The organism is Streptomyces sp. NPDC002779 (genome assembly GCF_042888685.1).
GTDB lineage: Bacteria > Actinomycetota > Actinomycetes > Streptomycetales > Streptomycetaceae > Streptomyces.
In genome coordinates, this window is sequence record NZ_JBIAQC010000032.1 from 1 (window position 1) to 16,393 (window position 16,393).

At 69.0% G+C, this 16,393-nt stretch carries 20 protein-coding genes and 1 pseudogene; 10 read left to right on the forward strand and 11 right to left on the reverse strand.

Annotated elements, in window-relative coordinates; genetic code table 11:
• The first annotated feature begins 466 nt into the window (after positions 1-466).
• The 5 genes and pseudogenes from ACFYW5_RS35890 (at position 467) to pstS (ending at position 3,172) form a co-directional block, all read left to right on the forward strand.
• On the forward strand, positions 467-802 hold the full coding sequence (locus ACFYW5_RS35890) for a hypothetical protein (protein ID WP_389421342.1): 336 nt from the start codon (positions 467-469) through the stop codon (positions 800-802).
• A complete protein-coding gene (locus ACFYW5_RS35895; protein WP_389421343.1) occupies positions 799-1,245 on the forward strand; it encodes a MerR family transcriptional regulator in 447 nt (148 codons plus the stop codon). The genes ACFYW5_RS35890 and ACFYW5_RS35895 overlap by 4 nt, the downstream gene beginning before the upstream one ends.
• A 121-nt stretch (positions 1,246-1,366) precedes the next feature.
• Positions 1,367-1,540, forward strand: coding sequence for a hypothetical protein (locus tag ACFYW5_RS35900; protein ID WP_389421344.1), 174 nt, complete (start codon positions 1,367-1,369; stop codon positions 1,538-1,540).
• 11 nt (positions 1,541-1,551) lie between these two features.
• Positions 1,552-1,668, forward strand: a pseudogene (locus ACFYW5_RS35905) (hypothetical protein); the annotation flags it as partial.
• A 376-nt stretch (positions 1,669-2,044) separates the two neighbouring features.
• Complete coding sequence (gene pstS / locus ACFYW5_RS35910) at positions 2,045-3,172, forward strand: phosphate ABC transporter substrate-binding protein PstS (RefSeq protein ID WP_389421345.1); 1,128 nt, start codon at positions 2,045-2,047, stop codon at positions 3,170-3,172.
• A gap of 17 nt (positions 3,173-3,189) precedes the next feature.
• On the opposite strand, the gene ACFYW5_RS35915 is transcribed toward pstS, so the two are convergent.
• Genes ACFYW5_RS35915 through ACFYW5_RS35930 form a run of 4 tightly spaced genes read right to left on the reverse strand, consistent with a single transcriptional unit; the run spans position 3,190 to position 5,919 of the window.
• Positions 3,190-4,257: an ArsO family NAD(P)H-dependent flavin-containing monooxygenase gene (locus ACFYW5_RS35915; protein WP_389421346.1), complete on the reverse strand. Its 1,068-nt coding sequence runs from the start codon at positions 4,255-4,257 to the stop codon at positions 3,190-3,192.
• Positions 4,254-4,505 (reverse strand): hypothetical protein, encoded by a 252-nt coding sequence (locus ACFYW5_RS35920; RefSeq protein WP_389421347.1) that lies wholly within the window; start codon positions 4,503-4,505, stop codon positions 4,254-4,256. Before ACFYW5_RS35920 ends, ACFYW5_RS35915 begins: the two co-directional genes overlap by 4 nt.
• Positions 4,505-5,614, reverse strand: a complete 1,110-nt coding sequence (arsB, locus tag ACFYW5_RS35925; protein WP_389421348.1) for an ACR3 family arsenite efflux transporter — start codon at positions 5,612-5,614, stop codon at positions 4,505-4,507. Before arsB ends, ACFYW5_RS35920 begins: the two co-directional genes overlap by 1 nt.
• Complete coding sequence (locus ACFYW5_RS35930; protein ID WP_383365992.1) at positions 5,611-5,919, reverse strand: ArsR/SmtB family transcription factor; 309 nt, start codon at positions 5,917-5,919, stop codon at positions 5,611-5,613. Before ACFYW5_RS35930 ends, arsB begins: the two co-directional genes overlap by 4 nt.
• 92 nt (positions 5,920-6,011) lie before the next feature.
• On the opposite strand from ACFYW5_RS35930, the gene ACFYW5_RS35935 reads away from it, so the two are divergent.
• The 3 genes from ACFYW5_RS35935 to trxA are packed head-to-tail and all read left to right on the forward strand — an operon-like array spanning position 6,012 to position 7,739.
• Complete coding sequence (locus tag ACFYW5_RS35935; RefSeq protein ID WP_389421349.1) at positions 6,012-6,425, forward strand: arsenate reductase ArsC; 414 nt, start codon at positions 6,012-6,014, stop codon at positions 6,423-6,425.
• On the forward strand, positions 6,422-7,405 hold the full coding sequence (trxB, locus tag ACFYW5_RS35940) for a thioredoxin-disulfide reductase (protein ID WP_389421350.1): 984 nt from the start codon (positions 6,422-6,424) through the stop codon (positions 7,403-7,405). The genes ACFYW5_RS35935 and trxB overlap by 4 nt, the downstream gene beginning before the upstream one ends.
• A gap of 10 nt (positions 7,406-7,415) precedes the next feature.
• Positions 7,416-7,739, forward strand: coding sequence for a thioredoxin (gene trxA, locus ACFYW5_RS35945; RefSeq protein ID WP_389421351.1), 324 nt, complete (start codon positions 7,416-7,418; stop codon positions 7,737-7,739).
• Positions 7,740-7,804: 65 nt separating this feature from the next.
• Here the strand turns inward: trxA and ACFYW5_RS35950 are convergent, their stop codons facing one another.
• Positions 7,805-8,206: an ArsR/SmtB family transcription factor gene (locus ACFYW5_RS35950; protein WP_389421352.1), complete on the reverse strand. Its 402-nt coding sequence runs from the start codon at positions 8,204-8,206 to the stop codon at positions 7,805-7,807.
• Positions 8,207-8,370: 164 nt separating this feature from the next.
• Here ACFYW5_RS35950 and ACFYW5_RS35955 point away from each other — a divergent pair, with 164 nt between their 5' ends.
• On the forward strand, positions 8,371-9,051 hold the full coding sequence (locus tag ACFYW5_RS35955) for a three-helix bundle dimerization domain-containing protein (protein WP_389421353.1): 681 nt from the start codon (positions 8,371-8,373) through the stop codon (positions 9,049-9,051).
• A gap of 62 nt (positions 9,052-9,113) precedes the next feature.
• Here the strand turns inward: ACFYW5_RS35955 and ACFYW5_RS35960 are convergent, their stop codons facing one another.
• From ACFYW5_RS35960 to ACFYW5_RS35985, 6 genes are all read right to left on the reverse strand, one after another.
• Positions 9,114-9,395 carry a hypothetical protein gene (locus ACFYW5_RS35960; RefSeq protein ID WP_389421354.1) on the reverse strand — a complete coding sequence of 94 codons (282 nt, stop codon included), beginning with the start codon at positions 9,393-9,395 and terminating at the stop codon, positions 9,114-9,116.
• Positions 9,396-9,421: 26 nt separating this feature from the next.
• On the reverse strand, positions 9,422-10,183 hold the full coding sequence (locus ACFYW5_RS35965) for a response regulator transcription factor (protein ID WP_389421355.1): 762 nt from the start codon (positions 10,181-10,183) through the stop codon (positions 9,422-9,424).
• Positions 10,184-10,237: 54 nt separating this feature from the next.
• Positions 10,238-11,056 (reverse strand): phosphate ABC transporter ATP-binding protein PstB, encoded by an 819-nt coding sequence (gene pstB / locus ACFYW5_RS35970; RefSeq protein WP_389421369.1) that lies wholly within the window; start codon positions 11,054-11,056, stop codon positions 10,238-10,240.
• Between the two features lie 90 nt (positions 11,057-11,146).
• Positions 11,147-12,052 carry a phosphate ABC transporter permease PstA gene (gene pstA / locus ACFYW5_RS35975; protein WP_389421356.1) on the reverse strand — a complete coding sequence of 302 codons (906 nt, stop codon included), beginning with the start codon at positions 12,050-12,052 and terminating at the stop codon, positions 11,147-11,149.
• Positions 12,049-12,996, reverse strand: coding sequence for a phosphate ABC transporter permease subunit PstC (gene pstC / locus ACFYW5_RS35980; protein WP_389421357.1), 948 nt, complete (start codon positions 12,994-12,996; stop codon positions 12,049-12,051). The genes pstA and pstC overlap by 4 nt, the downstream gene beginning before the upstream one ends.
• Positions 12,993-13,964, reverse strand: a complete 972-nt coding sequence (locus ACFYW5_RS35985) for a PstS family phosphate ABC transporter substrate-binding protein (protein WP_389421358.1) — start codon at positions 13,962-13,964, stop codon at positions 12,993-12,995. Before ACFYW5_RS35985 ends, pstC begins: the two co-directional genes overlap by 4 nt.
• Positions 13,965-14,329: 365 nt before the next feature.
• Between ACFYW5_RS35985 and ACFYW5_RS35990 the strand changes: the two genes are divergently transcribed.
• Complete coding sequence (locus tag ACFYW5_RS35990; protein WP_389421359.1) at positions 14,330-16,369, forward strand: PhoX family protein; 2,040 nt, start codon at positions 14,330-14,332, stop codon at positions 16,367-16,369.
• Positions 16,370-16,393: the final 24 nt, after the last annotated feature.

Sequence of the window (16,393 nt, forward strand, 5' to 3'; positions counted from 1 at the left end):
CGTCAACGTCCTGTGGGCTCTGATCCGTGACCGACGGTGTTACGAAGTGACACCCCCAGCGACTACGGCAGCTTGACAACAGCATTAGGAAGCGAGGTCCAGGGTGGGGTGTTCTTGCCGGACCGGGTCGGGCGGCGTGTCATGAGGGTGATCGCTGCTCACTGCTGTTCACCGATCTCGATCCAAGACTCATGGAAGGCTCGGAGCACCGCGTCTCTGTGCCGGATCGTCGTCGGCTCGTACTGATACCCCAAGCTCCACGGCCGCCTCGCCACTGGCATTGCCCGGCAGGCCGGGGTGGAGCGCACCTTCCTCTACCGTCACCGGGATCTCCTCGCCCTGGTCCACGCCGCGGAACTCGAACCCGCCGCGCATCCAGGAGCCAGGCTTGCAACCGGTACCCAGGTACAGGTTTACCGTCGGAAGTGTCCCCACCACCAGGGACGTGACGACGGGAGTGAGCGCGATGAGTGATCTTGCGTGGGTGCCGCAGTCCTGCACCCTGCCCACCGAGGAGCGGCCCCTGCGGGTCGCCGAATGGGATGCGCTGTTCGCCGAGCGGCTGACCTCGCTGTCGAGGCCGCAGCCGCTCCGCCTGCGCCTTGACCTGGCCGACGGAGAAGGCGTGGAGGCCCGGGTCCGCGACCTGGTGGAGCGCGAGAGCGGCTGCTGCTCCTTCTTCACCTTCACCACCACCCCCGCCCAGGACCTGATCCGGCTGGACATCTGCGTGGACCAGACGCACGAGCCGGTCCTGGACGCCCTGGCCGCACGGACCGCTGCCGCCGGGGAGCAGCGGTGAGCACCGGACTGCGCAGCGGTCAGGTCGCGGAAGCGGCCGGCGTATCCATCCAGACCCTGCGCTACTACGAGCGGCGCGGCCTGCTCGCTGAGCCGGAACGCACCAACGGCGGCCACCGCCTCTACGGCGAGGACGCGGTGACCGCGCTGCGGGTGATCAAGGCCGCCCAGCGGCTCGGGTTCACCCTGGAGGAGGTCGCCGAGCTGCTGGAGGCCGGCCGCCACCGCCACGGCCGCCCCGTGGCCGGGCTCCAGGACCGCGCCGCGGCCAAGCTGACCGAGGTTGACGCGAAGATCGCCGACCTCACCACCATCCGCACCGCCCTGGCCGCCGCAGTGGAGGCGGGCTGCGACGACCTGACCGTATGCGCGTCCAGCACCTGCTGCCCCATCCCCTTCACCGACCTCGCCGGGGAGAACCGCCATGCCGGACCCTGCTGCTGACCTGCGCCCCCACCGCGCCCCGAAGGCACTCGGGGGACTTGCCGCTCTGGCTTGTGTGGCGTGCTGTGCACTACCGGTCCTGATCACGGCGGGGGTCCTTGGTGCCGGCGCCGGGGCAGTGGTGGGCTGGCTGCCCGCCCTCGCCGTCGTCCTGACCGTACTTGCCGCCGGTACCTGGGGGCTCGGCCAGCGCCGCCGATCCCCTGCCTGCCCGCCGAAGACCGCAGGTGAGGGCGGTTGCGGCTGCAAGACGACCGCCGCCCCGCTGAAGATCAACGGCGCGGGCCGCCGCTAGGGTCAGCCGGTATGACTGTCGCTCGTTCCGTTGCCCTGTTCGTCGTCGCCCTCTTCGAAATCGGTGGCGCCTGGCTGGTCTGGCAGGGCATCCGCGAGCACAAAGGATGGATCTGGATCGGCACCGGTCGTCGTGCTCCGCGCCGTAGACCCGGCCGTTCAGCAGCTGCTCATCGCCCGTTCATCCGCCCAAACCTTGCAGCCGCCACCGACAACGCGGGCTTTCCCAGGGCCACTTTGGGCTTGCCCGCGTTGTCGGTGGCCGCGGCTTGCCCGGGTCAGAGAGGAAGGCCCCCCTTGCCCGCGGTCTGACGACCCGGGTGAGTGGGTGCCCTCAGGGCAGCCAGCCATCTCGCAGAAGGCACCTCATGGCAGCAGCCTGGTCACCCCATGACGTCACGGGGAGGACGGCGGTACGCCCCCGGAATTTCCCCTGGTTGTCGCCCGGCCACTCGAAACATCGGCAAGCATCTATGTTCCGTAAGGGTGACGTGAGGGGACTACGGTGCAGCGCCGACGTGGGATACGCAAGAGCCGACTGAGAACTCCGGTCCCGGCGGCCGGGCTGGCGGGCCTGCTGCTTCTGGCGGGCTGTGGGGGCGAGTCGGACGAGAGTGGCGACGTTGCCTCCGCCCGCCCGGTGGCCGACATCGACTGCGCCCGGGCGGGACAGGTGCGAGGCTCGGGGTCGACAGCTCAGCAGAATGCGATGAACTACTGGATCAGGGAGTACCAGCGGGCGTGCTCACCGGTGCAGGTCGCCTACAACCCTCTGGGCTCCGGCGCAGGCGTGGCCCAGTTCATGCGCGGGGCCACGGCGTTCGGCGGCACGGACACCCCGGTCGATCCAGTGGAGGACCGGCCGGCGGAGGGCGTGTGCCCGGGCGGGCAGGTCATCAACCTGCCCGTGGTGGGCGGCCCCATCGCGCTCGGCTACAACATCCCGGGAGTCGAGGACTTGGTCCTGGACGCCTCGGCCATCGCCAAGATCTTCGACTCGCGGATCACCACCTGGGACGACCCGGTCATCCAGGAGCTGAACCCTGGCGCCGAACTGCCGCCTCTGGACATCAGGGCGGTGCACCGGTCCGACACCTCCGGGACGACACAGAACTTCCAGGCGTATCTCACCGGCGCCGCGCCCGAGGTGTGGCCGTACCCCGCGGAAAAGGCGTGGCACGGCCGAGGGGGAGACTCCGCCGACGGATCGGACAACGTCGCCTCGACGGTGAGTTCCGCCGACGGTTCGATCGGCTACTTCGAGCTGTCCTTCGCGGAGAGGCTCAACATGGAGACGGTCCGTGTCGATACTGGCGCCTCCGAACCGGTCGCCGCGACCACGCAGACGGCGTCCGCGGGCATCGCCGCCGCTCAGGTGGTCGGGAAGGGCAAGGACCTGACCTTGAGGTTCGACTACCGGACTTCGGCCGAGGAGACCTACCCGATCGTGCTGGCCAGTTACGAGATCGTGTGCGACCGGGGCAATGCGGCCGAGACTTTGCCCGCCCTCAAGTCGTTCCTGGCCTACACCACCAGCGCAGAGGGCCAGGAGCCGCTGGCCCGGATCCACTACGCACCTTTGCCCCAGTCCGTGACCAACGAGGTGCGCAAGGTCATCAGCGCCCTGAGCTGACCTCCGCTCGCGCGGGCTCAGCTGCCGTCGAGCCGGTCGGCGATCTCGCGTGCCGCGTCCCGGGCCGGACGGCCGACACCGATCAGAGTGGCGGAGGCGGGGCCCGTCCAGTCGCCGTAGCCGAGCAGGTGCAGGCGCGGTTCGTCCACGGCCCGCGTCCCCACGGTGGGGATGTGGCCGCGCGGGCCGCGCAGGCCCAGCGGCCCCAGGTGAGAGAGGGCCGGGCGGAAGCCGGTGCACCAGATGACCGCGTCGGCCGGTGCCCGGGTGCCGTCGGCCCATACGACGCCGTCTCCATCGAGGCGCACGAACATGGGCGACGCTTTGAGCAGTCCCGCATCCCGTGCCTGGCGCACAGGCGGCACGGCGACGATGTCGCCCAGCGAGGCCACGCCTGCGGTGTCGGTGCCGCCCTCGTCGAGGGCCCGGCGGCGGGCGGTGGCAGCGTCGAACAGGGCGCGTCCGTCGATGTCGTCGGCGAGGAAGCGGGGCGGGCGCTGGGTCACCCAGGTCAGGTCGGTGCCGTAGGCCAGGTCGGCGGCGATCTGCGCCCCGGAGTTGCCGCCGCCGATTACGACCACGCGCTGTCCCGCGAAGTCGTCGGGGCGGCGGTACTCGACGGTGTGCAGCTGCCGTCCGCGGAAGTGCGGACGGCCCGGTACGGCGGGCAGGAAGGGTCGCCACCACATGCCGGTGGCGCTGATGACCGCCCGGCAGTGCCAGGAACCCTGGTCGGTCTCGACGCGCAGGAACGCGCCGTCCCGGTGGACCCCGGTCACGTGTACGGGCCGGTGGACGGGGAGGTCGTACCGGTGCTCGTAGCCGGAGAGATAGTCGACCACATGGCGCGCGTCGGGGTACGTCCGTCCCGCCTGGACGGGCATGAGCCGCCCCGGCAGCGAGGAGTACGCCGCCGGGGAGAACAGGTGCAGTGAATCCCAGGTGTGCCGCCAGGCGCCGCCGGACTCGGCCTGGGCATCGAGGATGGCGAAGTCCAGGCCGAGACGGCGCAGGTGGTAGCCGGCGGCGAGCCCGGCCTGGCCGCCGCCGACGATCACTACCTGCGTGCGCCGGGCGGCCGTCACTGCGTCCGCACCACGTTGGCGATCTGCGGGCAGCACGCGGCGTGGGCGCGATGCGCCGTGGCGCAGGTGCCGCACAGCAGGCGCCTAACCGGTGGTTCGGTGGCCACACCACGAGAGATCGGCTTGATGCAGGTGAGGAACTGCTCAAAGACTTCGGCGTGGACGGGGCAGACGGCGGCTCCGCACTGCGCGCAGACACCGACGGCCGCGACCTGGGCCCCGACGCCGGTGCAGTCCATGCAGTGCATCAGCTCTCCCGCGGTGCCACTGTCAGCTGTTGACCGGCAGCGAACTTCCGCCGCCAGGCCAGGGAGACGTACACCAGGGCGACCAGGACCGGCACCTCGATCAGCGGGCCGACCACGCCGGACAGCGCCTGGCCGGAGGTGACGCCGAAGGTGGCGATGGCGACCGCGATGGCCAGCTCGAAGTTGTTACCGGCCGCGGTGAAGGCGAGGGTCGCGGTCCGGTCGTAGGCGAGGCCGATCACCTCGCCGAGCGCGAAGGTGCCGAACCACATCACCGCGAAGTACACCAGCAGCGGCAGCGCGATGCGGGCCACGTCCAGCGGCTGCGAGGTGATCGTCTTGCCCTGCAGGGCGAAGAGGATGACGATCGTGAAGAGCAGGCCGTACAGCGCCCAAGGGCCGATCTTCGGCAGGAAGTTGGACTCGTACGTCTCGCGGCCCAGCTTCTGCTCACCGATGCGGCGGGTCAGGAAGCCTGCCAGCAGCGGGACGCCGAGGAAGATGACGACGTTCAGGGCGATCTTCCACATGGAGATGTCGAGGTTCTCACCGTCGCCCAGGCCCAGCCAGCCCGGCAGCAGGTCGAGGTAGAACCAGCCCAGCAGACCGAACGCCAGGACCTGGAAGACGGAGTTGAGCGCGACGAGGACTGCGGCGGCTTCGCGGTCGCCGCAGGCGAGGTCGTTCCAGATGATGACCATGGCGATGCAGCGGGCGAGACCGACGATGATCAGGCCGGTGCGGTACTCGGGCAGGTCTGGCAGGAAGATCCAGGCCAACGCGAACATGATGGCCGGGCCGACGATCCAGTTTATGACCAGCGACGAGACCATCAGCTTCTTGTCGCCGGTGACGGCGTCGAGCTTGTCGTAGCGGACCTTGGCCAGCACCGGGTACATCATGATCAGCAGGCCGACGGCAATCGGCAGGGAGATGCCGCCGATCTCGACCTTCGCCAGGGCGTCGTTCAGGCCGGGGATGAGCCTGCCCAGGCCGAGGCCGAGGGCCATGGCGACAAGGATCCAGACGGCGAGGAAGCGGTCGAGCGTCGACAGCTTCGCGACGACCGAGGGCTCCTCGGCGGTCGCGGCTGTTGCAGTGGGGGTCACGGGCAGGCCCTCTTGTTTTCGGCGGCGTTGCGAGCGGACTCGGCCAGATCGGCGAACTGACCGGCGAGCTGGGCGATGACGTCAGGGCGCAGCTTGTAGTACGTGTACCGGCCGCACGGTTCCGTCTCGACGACCCCGGCCTCGCGCAGCACTCTGAGGTGGTTGGAGACGTTGGTCTGCTTCGCACCGGTCTCTTCGATCAGGTGCGTGGAGCAGAGCGTCTCCTTGGCGAGGAGGGTGACGATCTGGAGGCGGAGCGGGTCGGCGAGGACCCGCATCAGATCAGTGTCGACTGACGTCATCATGGACTGATACTCTCACATCAGTGGTGGCTGACACCACCGGGTGCTGAGTTCATTCGCACCTGATGCCGTCGCGAGACAAGAGAGACCTCCTGATGTCCGACAAGCCCTCCGTGCTCTTCGTCTGTGTCCACAACGCCGGCCGTTCCCAGATGGCCGCCGCGTGGCTGACCCACCTGGCCGGGGACCGCGTGGAGGTCCGTTCCGCCGGATCCAACCCGGGCGACAACGTCAACCCGGCCGCCGTCGAGGCCATGGCCGAGGTCGGCATCGACATCTCCGCCGAGGTGCCGAAGATGCTCACCGTCGACGCCGTCAAGGAGTCGGACGTCTGCATCACCATGGGCTGCGGCGACACCTGCCCCGTCTTCCCCGGCAAGCGGTACCTGGACTGGACGCTGGAAGACCCGGCCGGTCAGGGCGTCGAGGCCGTACGCCCCATCCGGGACGAGATCAAGGTACTGGTCGAGGGCCTGATCAAGGAGATCGCGCCGGAGTCCCAGGCATGAGTACCGCGACGGACGAGATCCGCAACGTCATCATCATCGGCTCCGGGCCGGCGGGCTACACCGCCGCCCTCTACACCGCCCGCGCCGACCTCCAGCCCCTCGTTTTCGGCGGCGCCGTCTTCGTCGGCGGCTCCCTGACGACCACCACCGAGGTCGAGAACTTCCCCGGCTTCCCCAAGGGCATCGACGGCCCGGACCTCATGCTGAACATGCGGGCCCAGGCCGAGAAGTTCGGCGCCGAGATCGTCGAGGACGACGTCGTCGCCGTGGATCTGTCCGGTGAGATCAAGACCGTCACCGACACCGCCGGGACCGTCCACCGGGCGAAGGCCGTGATCGTCGCGACCGGCTCCGGCTACCGCAAGCTGGGCCTGCCCAAGGAGGACGAACTGTCCGGCCGGGGCGTGTCCTGGTGCGCCACCTGCGACGGCTTCTTCTTCCGCGACCGTGACATTGTCGTGGTCGGCGGCGGCGACACAGCGATGGAGGAAGCCACCTTCCTCACCCGCTTCGCCCGCTCCGTGACGATCGTGCACCGGCGCTCCACCCTGCGCGCCTCTCAGGTGATGCAGAACCGCGCCTTCGCCGACGACAAGATCTCCTTCGCCTTCGACAGCGAGATCGCGGAGATCAAGGAGGCAGACGGCATGCTCGCCGGTGTCGTCCTGCGTGACGTCCTCACGGGCAAGACCCGCGAGCTGGCCGCGACCGGACTGTTCATCGCGATCGGCCACGACCCGCGCACCGAACTGTTCACGGGGCAGCTGGAACTGGACTCCGAGGGCTACCTCAGAGTCGAGTCCCCGTCCACCCGCACGAGCATCCCCGGCGTCTTCGGCGCGGGCGACGTAGTCGACCACACCTACCGCCAGGCCATCACCGCGGCCGGCTCCGGCTGCGCCGCCGCCCTGGACGCCGAGCGCTACCTCGCAGCCCTCGCCGACGCACAGTCCGCGCCGGCCGAGGCCGTAACCGTCTGAGGAGATCCCCATGAGCCTCAAGAACGTCACCGACGACTCCTTCGACCAGGACGTCCTCCACAGCGACAAGCCCGTGCTCGTCGACTTCTGGGCTGCCTGGTGCGGCCCGTGCCGCCAGCTCGCCCCGTCCCTGGAGGCCATCGCGGCCGAGCACGGCGACAAGATCGAGATCGTCAAGCTGAACATCGACGAGAACCCCGACACCGCCATGCGGTATGGGGTGATGTCCATACCGACCATGAACGTCTACCAGAGCGGCGCGGTCGTGCAGACCATCGTCGGCGCCAAACCGAAAGCCGCCCTGGAGCGGGAGCTGGCCGACTTCCTCGCCTGACGCCAAGACACTGCGCTGCCCGGCACCGGCCCTCGACGGCCTGCCGGGCAGTTGCGTCGTCTCGGCTAGGCCCGGCCGGCAGCCGCGGCGGCGAGTTCGCCCACGGCCGGAGTCAGGATGGCGCGCACACGGTTGAGACCGTCGTAGTTGACCGAGTACCAGGCCCAGGTGCCGCGGCGTTCACGGTTCAGCAGACCCGCGTCGGTCATGACCTTCAGGTGATGGCTGACGGTCGGCTGACGGAAGCCCAGGCAGTCGGCGAGGTCGCAGACGCAGGCTTCGCCGGCCGGCGCGCGCTCGATGATGCGGAAGATCTGCAGCCGTGTGGGGTCGGCGATGGCCTTGAGCATGGCAGCCAGACGCTCGGCCTCCTCACGCTCGATGAGCAGGCACGAAAGGCCAGGACCACAGCTCTCCGCCGACGCCCCGGCCGCTTCCTCCGCGGCCCCCAATTCAGTGATAGCCATCTATTCACCATAAGTGGAGCCGGGGACCCCACCACGTGTTCGAGCGCACATTCAGGCCCTTGTTCACTTAGCGTTCACCTGGATTGACGGCTATCGCGAACATAGATGACCGCCTATTCTTCAGGTGGGATTCGCAGTGCGAGCCGTCGACCGAGGAGCCGCCCATGGCTGAGCCCAGCCCTTCTGGCCGGTATGGCCGTCCGGCCCCGCCGCTGCGGGACATCGGGCCCGTGCTGGAGCGCATCGCCTCCCGGCTGGCCGCCCGGCACAGCAGGGCGTTCTCCCTGGAGACGGTCGAGAACTACGTGGAGGAGTGCTCCTGGCTGCTCTCGGCGCGGGATCGCGTCGGTATCCATCTGCCGGTCCTGGTCGAGCGGTTCGCGGACCAGCGGCTCGGCGCTCTGGCGCGGGGTATGGGGCTGTCGCCGAAGCCGGTGCCCGAGGTGCTGTTCGTGTGCACCGAGAACGCGGGCCGCTCGCAGCTGGCCGCGGCGCTGCTGAGGCATAGGGCGGGGGACGGGATCCGGGTGCTGACGGCCGGTTCCGAACCCGGCACACAGATCGCCCCCGTCGTGCTCCGGCTTCTCGCCGAGCAGGGGCTGGACACAGGCGGCGAGTTCCCTAAGCCGCTGACCGCCGAGGCCGTCACCGCCGCCGACGTCGTCGTCACGCTGGGCTGCGGAGACGCGTGCCCGGTCCGTCCCGGTCGGCGCTATCTGGACTGGGATCTGCCCGAGCTGAGCGGCCTGGACGTCGAGAGCGCCCGCGCGGTGCGGGACGCTCTGGCCGCGAAAGTCGACGCTCTGGCCGAGGAGTTGCTGGCGGCCGAGTCGTCGATGACCTGACCGGCCGGCGGGGCACCGCCAAGCAGCCCGCCGGCCGGAGTGTGCGGGGCGGGACCCGGTCCTTACGGGTCCACGCCGGTAAGGCACAGGGAGATCAGGGTCCGAGCCTCGGCCACGGTGCCCGCGGTGATGATCTCCGTCATGGTCACCACATCGGTGGTGAAGGCCAGTTGGTCCGTCTGGCCTGCGGGCTGGAACCGCACGCGGACCCGTGCCGAGTACCACGGCTTGCGGTGGTACAGGGTGCCGACGCTTGGTATGTGGTGCTTGCCGTGGACGCTGCCCCAACGCGGGTAGTGCGTCGCCCACTTGGGCAGGTCGATGTACGAGTCGTCCTCGGCCATCCTGCCCTTGCCTCCGGGTGTCGCCGCTACGCGGAGGAAGGCGGCGGGGTCCCCTTGGGGCCGCATTCCAGGCGGTAGCCCATGCCCCGGATGGCGTCGATGGTGCAGCAGCTGTGCCCCTCGTCGCGCAGCTTGTTGCGCACCCGGCGCACATGCACAGTCAGGGTGTTGCTCTCCGGCGTCTGCGTGCCCCACAGCGCCTCGGACAGCTCGGCCCGGCTGATGACCTTGTTGGGGCGCTCCATGAAGTAGCGCAGCAGCAGGAATTCACGGACCGGCAACTGAAGCGACCGCCCGCGGACGTAGACGTGAAAACCTGCGGGATCAAGCTCGATGTCACCCACCACCACGGGCTCGGCCGATCCGTCGCCCTGGGTACGGCCCGCCATGAGCAGCGGGACGATCTGCTCCGCCCGGTAGGGGCGGGTCACGAAGGCGAGGGCTCCGGCTGCCACCGCGGCCGTCGCCTCCTCGGCTCCGTCCGGCCCGGCACCCACGATCACGGGTACCGGGTGGAGGCGGGCGATCAGCTCGGTGACACGTGCCGCGCTGACCACCGGCAGCGGGGCGCCGAGCAGGACCGCACCCGGGTGACGGGCGCCGACCTGGAGCAGGGCCTCGGCGCCGTCGTGGCAGACCACGGTACGGATGCCCGCGCCCTCGAAACTGGCCCGGGCCGCGGTCGCCAGTTCCTCGTCGGGCTCGACGAGGAGCAGGTCCGGGCTCGGGCTGTCGTCCGAGCGGCCGTGCGCGGCCGTGACCTGTGGGCGGTGTGCTTCGGGTGTCACCCGGGATACTCCTTCACGTGTTGCGCGCAAAGGGATGGACACGGGACCGCTCTCTCAGCCGAAGCGGCCGGAGATGTAGTCCTCCGTGCGCTGGTCGGAGGGGTTGGAGAAGATCCGCTCGGTCTCGTCGTACTCGACCAGACGGCCGTGGCGTACGCCCTTGTCGTCGACGTCGGCGGTGAAGAAGGCGGTGCGGTGCGAGACGCGGGCCGCCTGCTGCATGTTGTGCGTGACGATGACGATCGTGAACTCTTCGGACAGGCGCTGCATCAGGTCCTCGATCTTGGCGGTGGCGATCGGGTCCAGGGCCGAGCACGGCTCGTCCATGAGGATCACCTCCGGCTTGACCGCGATGGTGCGGGCGATGCACAGCCGCTGCTGCTGGCCGCCGGACAGGGCCAGGGCGGAGGTCTTCAGCTTGTCCTTGACCTCGTCCCACAGCGCCGCGTGGGTGAGGGTCTCCTCGACCAATTCGTCGAGGTTGCCCTTGAAGCCGCCCACCCGGGGCCCGTAGGCGATGTTGTCGTAGATCGACTTGGGGAACGGGTTCGGCTTCTGGAAGACCATGCCGATCCTGCGGCGGACCTCGATGGGGTCGACGTCCTTCCCGTAGAGGTCCTCGTCGTGGTAGCGGATCTTGCCCACCACGCGTGCTGTGGGTACCAGGTCGTTCATGCGGTTGAAGCAGCGCAGCACGGTCGACTTGCCGCAGCCCGAGGGGCCGATCATCGCGGTGATCTCGCGGTGCCCGATGGTCATGTTGACGTCGCGGACGGCCTCGTGGTCGCCGTAGAAGACCGACAGGCTGCCGACCTCGAAGACCGGGCTCAGCACGGAAGGGGCGGAGCGGTAGGTGACCTGCGGCGCCTTCATGCCGCCGGCGGAGTCGGAGGGAGAGGTCATGGCGGTCTCCTGCGGAGAGGTAACGGTGGTGAGGGGGCTACTGGTTGACGGGTTCATCGGTCACCAGCGGCGGGAGTAGCGGTTGCGGAGCCAGATCGCGGCGGTGTTCATCACCAGCAGGATCCCCAGCAGCAGGATGATCGCGGCGGCAGCCAGGTGGTGGAACTCCTCGCGGGACTGGCTGATCCAGTTGTAGATCTGCACCGGGAGCACGGTGTAGGCGCTCTGCAGGCCCTCGGGGTTGAACATGACGAAGGTGACCGCGCCCAGCATGATCACGGGTGCCGCCTCGCCGATGGCACGGGACAGCGCGAGGATCGAACCGGTCGCCATGCCGGGTACGGCAGCGGGCAGCACCTGGCGCCAGATGGTCTGCCACTGGGTGGCCCCCAGGGCGAGCGAGGCGTGCCGGATGGACTGCGGTACGGCCCGGATCGCCTCCCTTGACGCGATGATCACGGTGGGCAGCACCAGCAGGGACAGCGTCAGCGAGGCGGTGAGCACCGTGGTGCCAAGACCGAACTGCCGGGCCAGAAGGCCCAGTCCGAGAATGCCGTAGATGATCGAGGGCACCGCGGCCAGGTTCTGGATATTCACCTCGATCAGCCGGTTGTACCAGCGGCTGGAGTCGGCGTACTCCTCCAGGTAGATCGCCGCCATGATGCCGGTCGGCAGGCAGAACAGGGCGGTGAAGGAGATCACCCAGATCGTGCCGAAGATCGCGGACTGGGCGCCGGCGTTCTCCGGGCGGCGGATGGAGGGGAAGTTGTCCCACAGCCGCGAGTCCAGGCGCGGCCACGCCTCGACCATGACGTAACTCAGCAGCGAGATAAGGAAGATGATCCCGAGTGCCATGCACGCGAGCAGCAGCCAGCGGAACAGGCTCTCGCCCGGCCGCCAGCGCGGCCCGGCCAGCGTTGCGCGGCCGGGGGCCGCGGGAACCGCGTCCTTGACGGGGGCGGTCATTCGTACACCTCCCGGTACTTGCGCACCAGCCGGATGCTGATCAGGTTCATCACGAACGTCGCGACGAACAGCAGCGCGCCGACCGCGAAAACGGTGTTGTACTCGATCGAGTCCACCGGGATGTCACCGGAGGCGGCCCGCGCGATGAACGCGGTCATCGTCTCCATCTCCTTGAGCGGGCTGAACGTGAGGTCGGGCGTCGAGCCCGCGGCGATGAGCACGATCATGGTCTCGCCGACGGCCCGGGAAATGCCGAGGACGCAGGCGGCAACGATGCCCGACAGTGCGGCCGGGACGACCACGCGGACCGAGACCGTGCGCTTGCCGGAGCCCAGCGCGAAGGCGCCGTCCCGCAGAGCGTGCGGTACCGCCGACAGGGCGTCCTCGGTGAGCGAGGCGATGGTCGGCACGATCATCACGCCCATCACCAGGCCGGCCGCAAGGCCGTTGCGCACGGCCGGCGTCCAGTCGGCCGGCAGGATGTCCTGCAGCAGCGGGGTGATGAAGGCCAGCGCGAAGAAGCCGTAGACCACCGTGGGGATCCCGGCGAGAACCTCCAGGCTGGGCTTGAACAGCTTGCGCACGCCGGGCCTGGCGTACTCGCTCAGGTAGAGCGCGGCGCCGAGACCGACGGGGATCGCGACCAGGAGGGCGACACTCGTGATCATCAGGGTCGCGGCCACCAGGGGCAGTACACCGAAGTGCTTGTCGGCGAAGAGCGGCGTCCACTGCGTACCGGTGAAGAACTCACCGATGTCGACCTGCCCGAAGAAGTCGATGGCCGGGGGGATCAGCGAGATGACGATCCCCAGGGTCGTGGCCACCGAGACCAGGGCCGCGGTCAGCAGCAGCCCCTTGATCGCGGCCTCGCCATAGCGGGGGCGAGTCCGCCGCAGGGACCGGGAGCCGGTCCCTGCGGCGGACTGAGCGGGGGAGCCGGTCACTTAGCGGCTTCCTTCAGCTTGGCCAGGTCCGCTTCGAGCTCCTTCTCCTGCTCGTCGTTGAGCGGGATGAACTTGGCGTCCTCGGCGATCTTCTTGTTGTTCTCGACGTAGTACTCGACGAAGTCGACGACCTCGGGCTTCTTCAGCGACTTGGCCGAGGGGTAGATGAACAGCTGCCGGCCCAGCGGCTTGTAGGAGCCGTCCTGCACCGTCTCCACGCTCGGCGTGACACAGCCGTCGCCGCCGTCGACCTGAAGGACCTTCAGCTTGTCGGCGTTCTCCTCGTAGTAGGAGAAGCCGAAGTAGCCCATGCCGCCCTTGGTGCCGGAGACGCCGGTCACGGTGACGTTGTCGTCCTCGCTGCCGGAGTAGTCGGTGCGCGAGGCACCCTCCTCACCGTTGATGGCGTCGGTGAAGTAGTCGAAGGTGCCCGAGTCGGTGCCAGCGCCGAACAGCTTCAGCGGCTCGTCGGGGAACTTGGGGTCAACCTGGTTCCAGTTGTTCACCTTCGAGCCCGGCTCCCAGATCTTCTTGAGCTGCTCGACGGTGAGGCACTCGGCCCAGTCGTTGTCCTTGCTCACCACGACGGAGAGCCCGTCGTTGGCGATGGAGAACTCCTCGTACTTGACGCCGTTCTCCTCGCAGGTCTTGATCTCCTCGTCCTTGATCGGACGGGAGGCGTTGGAGATGTCGGTCTCGCCGATGCAGAACTTCTTGAAACCACCACCGGTGCCGGACGTGGCGACGGTGACCCGCACCTTCGGCTGCTCCTCGGCGTAGAACTCCGAGGCGGCACTGGTCAGCGGGGCGACGGTGCTGGAACCATCGATCGCGACCTTGCCCGACAGCTCATCGCCACTGCCACCCGAGCCGGCGTCGTCGCCGCCACACGCGCTCGCAGCCAGCATCACAGCAGCCGTCAGTGCCAGGGGAGCCTTGGCCCGGCGCAACGAAGTGGAAATGTTCACGACTCTCGATCCTCGTGTCTGCCGGGTGCTCCGGCGGTGGACCGGCGCGCTGGGCGCTCCGTTCTGACACAGTGGATCGAAGTCTGACTATATGAACTCGCGGTGTACGGGGAACCCCTGCCGCATGAACGATAGCTTCCTATCTATATAGGCGGATCTTGTTGAAGGTGACGGCAGAGGGAGGGGCGGGCATCAGCGCATCAGGTGCCCTTCACTGGGCCCCTGGACGCCTTCAGGAAGCAGAGTTCGACCGGAGTTCACCGTCCGGCCGCCTCGGGGCAGGGGGGCCGCGCCTAGCGTCATCCATCGACATCCACCTATACACCGGTGGCATCGCGTTCGTCTCCGACATGCGTGGAGGAACTGTGCCCGACCTTCCCCTGCTGCCCGCCCACCCGAACACCGCGCGCTCCGTGCTGACCTGCCGCTACCGGTGCGGCGACGCCTGCTCCCACGACGCGCCCAACCGCACGCTCAACCCGTACATCGGCGACGTCATCCAGCACGCCCTCTCCCGCAGAGGCGCCCTCAAGGGCGCGGCCGTGATCGCCCTGGCTGCGGGCGCCACCGGGGCGGGGGCGTCGGCAGCGGCCGCGGCCACGTCCCCGGGCCAGACGCCCGGGGGCCGCCCGCCGCGCGGTTTGGACTTCACACCCGTGTCACCGAACACGGCCGACGCGCTCATCGTGCCCGAGGGCTACGGCCAGCAGGTCGTCATCCGCTGGGGTGACCCGGTCCTGCCCGGCGCCCCGCGCTTCGATGCCCGCCGGCAGAGCGCCAAGGCGCAGGCGCGGCAGTTCGGATACAACGCGGACTACATGGCACTGCTCGACATACCGCACCGGCGGGGGCAGAAAGTGCTCGTGGTCAACCACGAGTACACCAGCGAACAGATCATGCACTTCGGCTACGACCCGGCGAACCCGACCCGCGAGCAGGTGGAGATCGCCTGGGCCGCGCACGGCCTGACCGTCCTCGTCGTACGCGAGGACCACCGCTCCGGCCGCCTGTGGCCGGTTGTCGGCGACGTCCTCAACCGCCGGATCACCGCCACCACCCCCTTCGCCTTCACCGGTCCTGCAGCTGGCAGCGACCTGCTCAAGACCACCGCCGACCCGACCGGGCGGACAGTGCTGGGCACCCTGAACAACTGCGGCGGCGGCATCACCCCGTGGGGAACCGTGCTGTCCGGCGAGGAGAACTTCAACCAGTACTTCGCGAACGCCGCCGCGGTCACCGACCCGACGGCAAAGGCCCGCCTGGCCCGTTACGGCCTGCCCAGCGGAGCCAGCGAGCGCAAGTGGGAGCTGTTCGACAACCGCTTCGACATCGGCAAGGAGCCCAACGAGCCGAACCGGCACGGCTGGGTGGTCGAGATCGACCCGTACGATCCCACCTCCACCCCGCGCAAGCGCACCGCGCTGGGCCGCTTCAAGCACGAGGCCGCCGAGCCCCGCCTGACCTCGGACGGCCGGGTCGCGCTCTACATGGGCGACGACGAACGCTTCGACTACCTCTACAAGTACGTGTCGAAGAAGGCGTACAGGAAGGGCCACAGCCGTGCCGCCCGCGAGCACAACATGACCCTGCTCGACGAAGGCACCCTGTACGTCGCCAAGTTCGCCGGTGACAGCCCGGCCTCCGAGATCGACGGCACCGGAAAGCTCCCGGCGGACGGCGCGTTCGACGGCAGCGGCGAGTGGATCCCGCTCGCCTCGGGCTCGGTCTCCCACGTACCGGGGATGACCGCGGAGGAGGTCTACGTCTTCACGCGCCTGGCCGCCGACAAGGTGGGCGCCACGAAGATGGACCGCCCCGAGGACGTGGAGCCGCACCCCTACTCCGGCCGCGTCTACGTCGCGCTGACCAACAACAAGGACCGCGGCGCCACCGGCAAGGCCGGCCCCGACGAAGCCAACCCCCGCACCGGCAACAAGCACGGGCAGATCCTGGAACTGGAGGAGCGACACGGCAACGCCGCCTCGCAGTCCTTCGCCTGGCGTCTGATGCTGGTCTGCGGCGACCCCGAGGACCCCTCGACGTACTTCTCGGGCTTCGACAAGAACAAGGTCAGCCCGATCTCCTGCCCCGACAACGTCGCCTTCGACAACCACGGCAACCTGTGGATCGCCACCGACGGCAACGCCCTCGGCACCAACGACGGCCTGTTCGCGGTCCCGGTCAAGGGCTCCGAGCGCGGACACGTGAAGCAGTTCCTGACCGTGCCCAGGGGCGCGGAGTGCTGCGGCCCGATCATCACCGAGGACCGCATCCTCGTTGCGCCCCAGCACCCGGGCGAGCTCGACGGGGCGAGCGCCGAAAAGCCGGGGTCGGTGTGGCCCGACGGGCCGGGCAGCATCCCGCGGCCGTCGGTCGTGACGGTGTGGAAGGAACGGCGCCGGTAAGCCGCACATCCCACGCTCTCGTAT